This window comes from Variovorax atrisoli 110B (assembly GCF_000382045.1).
Lineage (GTDB): Bacteria > Pseudomonadota > Gammaproteobacteria > Burkholderiales > Burkholderiaceae_C > Variovorax > Variovorax atrisoli.
This window is the reverse complement of sequence record NZ_KB907485.1, coordinates 1-5,968: the sequence shown is the minus strand read 5'-3', so window position 1 is coordinate 5,968 and position 5,968 is coordinate 1. Positions and strand designations below refer to the sequence as shown.

The following is a 5,968-nucleotide window of genomic DNA, read 5'->3' as shown; positions in this document are numbered from 1 at the left end:
TGTCATATACTCGAGGGCTTCGCTACTGACGGCCTTGTGTTGTTTAAGCGGCTGGTGTCCTGGGATGCTGGTTGTGTGTGGTGAAGAAAGTCTTCGAAAAAGTTGACCGCTTCTTAAAAAACGGTGCATAATCGAAGGCTTCGCTGAAACGACTGATTCGGCGGCTTGCGGTGAAGACTGCGGGTTGCGAAAGAAGAGGTTGGCAGATGCGAAAAGCCAAAATAGTTTGGTTGATTTGAAAAAATCGTGCTAGACTACAAGGCTCCGCTGAAATGACTTCGGCGGCTGACAATGAAAGTTGTGAGCTGCGGAAACGAAGAAATGGAAAGCGAAAAAAGTTTGGCGATTCTTTAAAAATCGTGCTAGACTACAAGGCTTCGCTGATCGCAGCAAGCAAACGAAGTAAACGACAAGTTGCTTCGGTGATCGTTAAAAAATTACAGCCGATAAGCGTGGGCGTTTGAAGGTAATTGCACAAGTTCTTCGGAACAAGTCGCAAGACTTAAAACGCTCATGAGAATAGAAGTGAAGTTCACTTCAATTCCGTTTTTATGAGTTTTGCTTCATCGCGAGATGGAGCGCAAAAATCAAGATCGAACTATAGAGTTTGATCCTGGCTCAGATTGAACGCTGGCGGCATGCCTTACACATGCAAGTCGAACGGCAGCGCGGGAGCAATCCTGGCGGCGAGTGGCGAACGGGTGAGTAATACATCGGAACGTGCCCAATCGTGGGGGATAACGCAGCGAAAGCTGTGCTAATACCGCATACGATCTACGGATGAAAGCAGGGGATCGCAAGACCTTGCGCGAATGGAGCGGCCGATGGCAGATTAGGTAGTTGGTGAGGTAAAGGCTCACCAAGCCTTCGATCTGTAGCTGGTCTGAGAGGACGACCAGCCACACTGGGACTGAGACACGGCCCAGACTCCTACGGGAGGCAGCAGTGGGGAATTTTGGACAATGGGCGCAAGCCTGATCCAGCCATGCCGCGTGCAGGATGAAGGCCTTCGGGTTGTAAACTGCTTTTGTACGGAACGAAACGGCTCTTTCTAATAAAGAGGGCTAATGACGGTACCGTAAGAATAAGCACCGGCTAACTACGTGCCAGCAGCCGCGGTAATACGTAGGGTGCAAGCGTTAATCGGAATTACTGGGCGTAAAGCGTGCGCAGGCGGTGATGTAAGACAGTTGTGAAATCCCCGGGCTCAACCTGGGAACTGCATCTGTGACTGCATCGCTGGAGTACGGCAGAGGGGGATGGAATTCCGCGTGTAGCAGTGAAATGCGTAGATATGCGGAGGAACACCGATGGCGAAGGCAATCCCCTGGGCCTGTACTGACGCTCATGCACGAAAGCGTGGGGAGCAAACAGGATTAGATACCCTGGTAGTCCACGCCCTAAACGATGTCAACTGGTTGTTGGGTCTTCACTGACTCAGTAACGAAGCTAACGCGTGAAGTTGACCGCCTGGGGAGTACGGCCGCAAGGTTGAAACTCAAAGGAATTGACGGGGACCCGCACAAGCGGTGGATGATGTGGTTTAATTCGATGCAACGCGAAAAACCTTACCCACCTTTGACATGTACGGAATTTGCCAGAGATGGCTTAGTGCTCGAAAGAGAACCGTAACACAGGTGCTGCATGGCTGTCGTCAGCTCGTGTCGTGAGATGTTGGGTTAAGTCCCGCAACGAGCGCAACCCTTGTCATTAGTTGCTACATTCAGTTGGGCACTCTAATGAGACTGCCGGTGACAAACCGGAGGAAGGTGGGGATGACGTCAAGTCCTCATGGCCCTTATAGGTGGGGCTACACACGTCATACAATGGCTGGTACAAAGGGTTGCCAACCCGCGAGGGGGAGCTAATCCCATAAAACCAGTCGTAGTCCGGATCGCAGTCTGCAACTCGACTGCGTGAAGTCGGAATCGCTAGTAATCGTGGATCAGAATGTCACGGTGAATACGTTCCCGGGTCTTGTACACACCGCCCGTCACACCATGGGAGCGGGTTCTGCCAGAAGTAGTTAGCTTAACCGCAAGGAGGGCGATTACCACGGCAGGGTTCGTGACTGGGGTGAAGTCGTAACAAGGTAGCCGTATCGGAAGGTGCGGCTGGATCACCTCCTTTCTGGAAACAGGCAATTTAATTTAAACGCCCACACTTATCGGTTGTTGGAAGAAGTCGGTTGTCTTCGATTTGAAGATGATTGTCGAATGGGTCTGTAGCTCAGCTGGTTAGAGCACCGTCTTGATAAGGCGGGGGTCGTTGGTTCGAGCCCAACTAGACCCACCAAATCTTCTGATATCTCGTGTGAGAGTTTGAGGGGGATTAGCTCAGCTGGGAGAGCACCTGCTTTGCAAGCAGGGGGTCGTCGGTTCGATCCCGTCATCCTCCACCACCAACTCGATGCTTACTCAACACCAAAGCGGCTTCGTGCGAAGGCATGAGGCTTCTTTGTTGTTGATCAGGATCTCTTGATCAATCGGCTGTTCTTTAAAAATTCATAGAGTCGAATCAGCGCTGCTGATGGAAACCGTACATTCGTAAAGGTTTAGTACGGACCGTGCCATCAGCGGCAAGAATTTTTGATTGCGTCAAAAGAAACTTCAATTTCGAATCAAATCGATTTGAAGACGGCATAACGCGTCAGGTGAAAGACCTGGCAATTCCTTGATTGACTTTGGTTTCCGTGAGGAAACGTCAAAGTTATAGGGTCAAGTGAATAAGAGCACGTGGTGGATGCCTTGGCAATGATAGGCGACGAAGGACGTGATAGCCTGCGATAAGCTTCGGGGAGCTGGCAAATTAGCTTTGATCCGGAGATTTCCGAATGGGGAAACCCACCGAAAGGTATCGTTATCTGAATACATAGGGTAACGAGGCGAACCGGGTGAACTGAAACATCTCAGTAGCTCGAGGAAAAGACATCAACCGAGATTCCGAAAGTAGTGGCGAGCGAAATCGGAGAAGCCTGTTAGTGATAGCACAAGACATAACGGAACAGCTTGGAAAGGCTGGCCATAGCGGGTGATAGCCCCGTACGTGAAATGACCTGTGTGGTACTGAGCTAACGACAAGTAGGGCGGGACACGAGAAATCCTGTCTGAATATGGGGGGACCATCCTCCAAGGCTAAATACTCATCATTGACCGATAGTGAACTAGTACCGTGAGGGAAAGGCGAAAAGAACCCCGGGAGGGGAGTGAAATAGATCCTGAAACCGCGTGCTTACAAAAAGTAGGAGCCCGCAAGGGTGACTGCGTACCTTTTGTATAATGGGTCAGCGACTTACATTCAGTGGCAAGGTTAACCGAATAGGGAAGCCGTAGAGAAATCGAGTCCGAATAGGGCGATCAGTCGCTGGGTGTAGACCCGAAACCAAGTGATCTATCCATGGCCAGGATGAAGGTGCCGTAACAGGTACTGGAGGTCCGAACCGACTAGTGTTGCAAAACTAGCGGATGAGCTGTGGATAGGGGTGAAAGGCTAAACAAACTTGGAAATAGCTGGTTCTCTCCGAAAACTATTTAGGTAGTGCCTCAAGTATTACCTTCGGGGGTAGAGCACTGTTTTGGCTAGGGGGTCATGGCGACTTACCAAACCAAGGCAAACTCCGAATACCGAAGAGTACAGCTTGGGAGACAGAGCACCGGGTGCTAACGTCCGGACTCAAGAGGGAAACAACCCAGACCGCCAGCTAAGGTCCCTAAAATTGGCTAAGTGGGAAACGAAGTGGGAAGGCTAAAACAGTCAGGATGTTGGCTTAGAAGCAGCCATCATTTAAAGAAAGCGTAATAGCTCACTGATCGAGTCGTCCTGCGCGGAAGATGTAACGGGGCTAAGCCAGTTACCGAAGCTGCGGATTTGCAATTTATTGCAAGTGGTAGGAGAGCGTTCTGTAAGCCTGTGAAGGTGCGTTGTAAAGCGTGCTGGAGGTATCAGAAGTGCGAATGCTGACATGAGTAGCGTTAAAGGGGGTGAAAAGCCCCCTCGCCGTAAGCGCAAGGTTTTCTACGCAACGTTCATCGGCGTAGAGTGAGTCGGCCCCTAAGGCGAGGCAGAGATGCGTAGCTGATGGGAAACAGGTCAATATTCCTGTACCGATTGTTAGTGCGATGTGGGGACGGATCTTAATAGGTCATCCGGGTGTTGGATATCCCGGTTTAGATGGAAGTAGGCGTGCATTAGGCAAATCCGGTGCACATATACCGAGGCCATCGATCGAGCCAGCTTGCTGGTGAAGTGATTGAACGAGGTTCCAGGAAAAGCCACTAAGCTTCAGCTAACAACGACCGTACCGCAAACCGACACTGGTGCGCGAGATGAGTATTCTAAGGCGCTTGAGAGAACTCAGGAGAAGGAACTCGGCAAATTGACACCGTAACTTCGGAAGAAGGTGTGCCCTATTAGTGTGAAGTGAACAACGGAGCATGAACGGGTTGCAAAAAATCGGTGGCTGCGACTGTTTATTAAAAACACAGCACTCTGCAAACACGAAAGTGGACGTATAGGGTGTGACGCCTGCCCGGTGCTGGAAGATTAAATGATGGGGTGCAAGCTCTTGATTGAAGTCCCAGTAAACGGCGGCCGTAACTATAACGGTCCTAAGGTAGCGAAATTCCTTGTCGGGTAAGTTCCGACCTGCACGAATGGCGTAACGATGGCCACACTGTCTCCTCCTGAGACTCAGCGAAGTTGAAATGTTTGTGATGATGCAATCTCCCCGCGGAAAGACGGAAAGACCCCATGAACCTTTACTGTAGCTTTGTATTGGACTTTGAACAGATCTGTGTAGGATAGGTGGGAGGCTTTGAAGCAGGGTCGCTAGATCTTGTGGAGCCAACGTTGAAATACCACCCTGGTGTGTTTGAGGTTCTAACCTAGGTCCATTATCTGGATCGGGGACAGTGCATGGTAGGCAGTTTGACTGGGGCGGTCTCCTCCCAAAGCGTAACGGAGGAGTTCGAAGGTACGCTAGTTACGGTCGGACATCGTGACGATAGTGCAATGGCATAAGCGTGCTTAACTGCGAGACTGACAAGTCGAGCAGATGCGAAAGCAGGACATAGTGATCCGGTGGTTCTGTATGGAAGGGCCATCGCTCAACGGATAAAAGGTACTCTGGGGATAACAGGCTGATACCGCCCAAGAGTTCATATCGACGGCGGTGTTTGGCACCTCGATGTCGGCTCATCTCATCCTGGGGCTGTAGCCGGTCCCAAGGGTATGGCTGTTCGCCATTTAAAGAGGTACGTGAGCTGGGTTTAAAACGTCGTGAGACAGTTTGGTCCCTATCTTCCGTGGGCGCTGCAGATTTGAGGAAGCCTGCTCCTAGTACGAGAGGACCGGAGTGGACACACCTCTGGTGTATCGGTTGTCACGCCAGTGGCATTGCCGAGTAGCTAAGTGTGGAAGAGATAACCGCTGAAAGCATCTAAGCGGGAAACTCGTTTCAAGATGAGATCTGCCGGGGCCTTGAGCCCCCTGAAGAGTCGTTCAAGACCAGGACGTTGATAGGTCAGGTGTGGAAGCGCAGTAATGCGTTAAGCTAACTGATACTAATTGCTCGTGCGGCTTGACCCTATAACTTTGATCAGTCAGATCAAGGTGTTATGCCAAGTTGACGCATTCAAAACAATTCGCCAAAAGCTGATTCCAAACTCTATGAATTCGTTTGACTGATCTCACCATCAGTCAGACAACCCTTTATGCCTGATGACCATAGCGAGTTGGTCCCACTCCTTCCCATCCCGAACAGGACAGTGAAACGACTCAGCGCCGATGATAGTGCGGGTTCCCGTGTGAAAGTAGGTCATCGTCAGGCTCTTACAGCCCCAAAAACCCCCGCTCAATCTGAGCGGGGGTTTTTGCTTTTACGGGCAGCAAAAAGAAAAAGAACAGGCGCATCACCGGTTGCGCACAACCTCCGCCTCCACTTCGGCACCTCCCGCAGCTACCAACTCCT

1 protein-coding gene, 2 tRNA genes and 3 rRNA genes are annotated in these 5,968 nt (G+C 50.9%); all 6 read left to right on the top strand.

The window, feature by feature from the left end:
• Nucleotides 1–272 precede the first annotated feature (272 nt).
• A complete protein-coding gene (locus G369_RS38985) occupies nt 273–464 on the top strand; it encodes a hypothetical protein (protein ID WP_157773888.1) in 192 nt (63 codons plus the stop codon).
• A gap of 131 nt (nt 465–595) precedes the next feature.
• Nucleotides 596–2,130, top strand: a 16S ribosomal RNA gene (locus G369_RS0135080).
• Between the two features lie 88 nt (nt 2,131–2,218).
• Nucleotides 2,219–2,295, top strand: a tRNA-Ile gene (locus G369_RS0135075).
• Nucleotides 2,296–2,325: 30 nt separating this feature from the next.
• A tRNA-Ala gene (locus G369_RS0135070) sits at nt 2,326–2,401 on the top strand.
• A gap of 314 nt (nt 2,402–2,715) precedes the next feature.
• Nucleotides 2,716–5,586: ribosomal RNA gene (locus tag G369_RS0135065) — 23S ribosomal RNA — on the top strand.
• A gap of 128 nt (nt 5,587–5,714) precedes the next feature.
• A 5S ribosomal RNA gene (rrf, locus tag G369_RS0135060) occupies nt 5,715–5,827 on the top strand.
• The 16S, 23S and 5S rRNA genes sit together here with 2 tRNA genes alongside, the layout of an rRNA operon.
• The last annotated feature ends 141 nt before the right edge of the window (nt 5,828–5,968 follow it).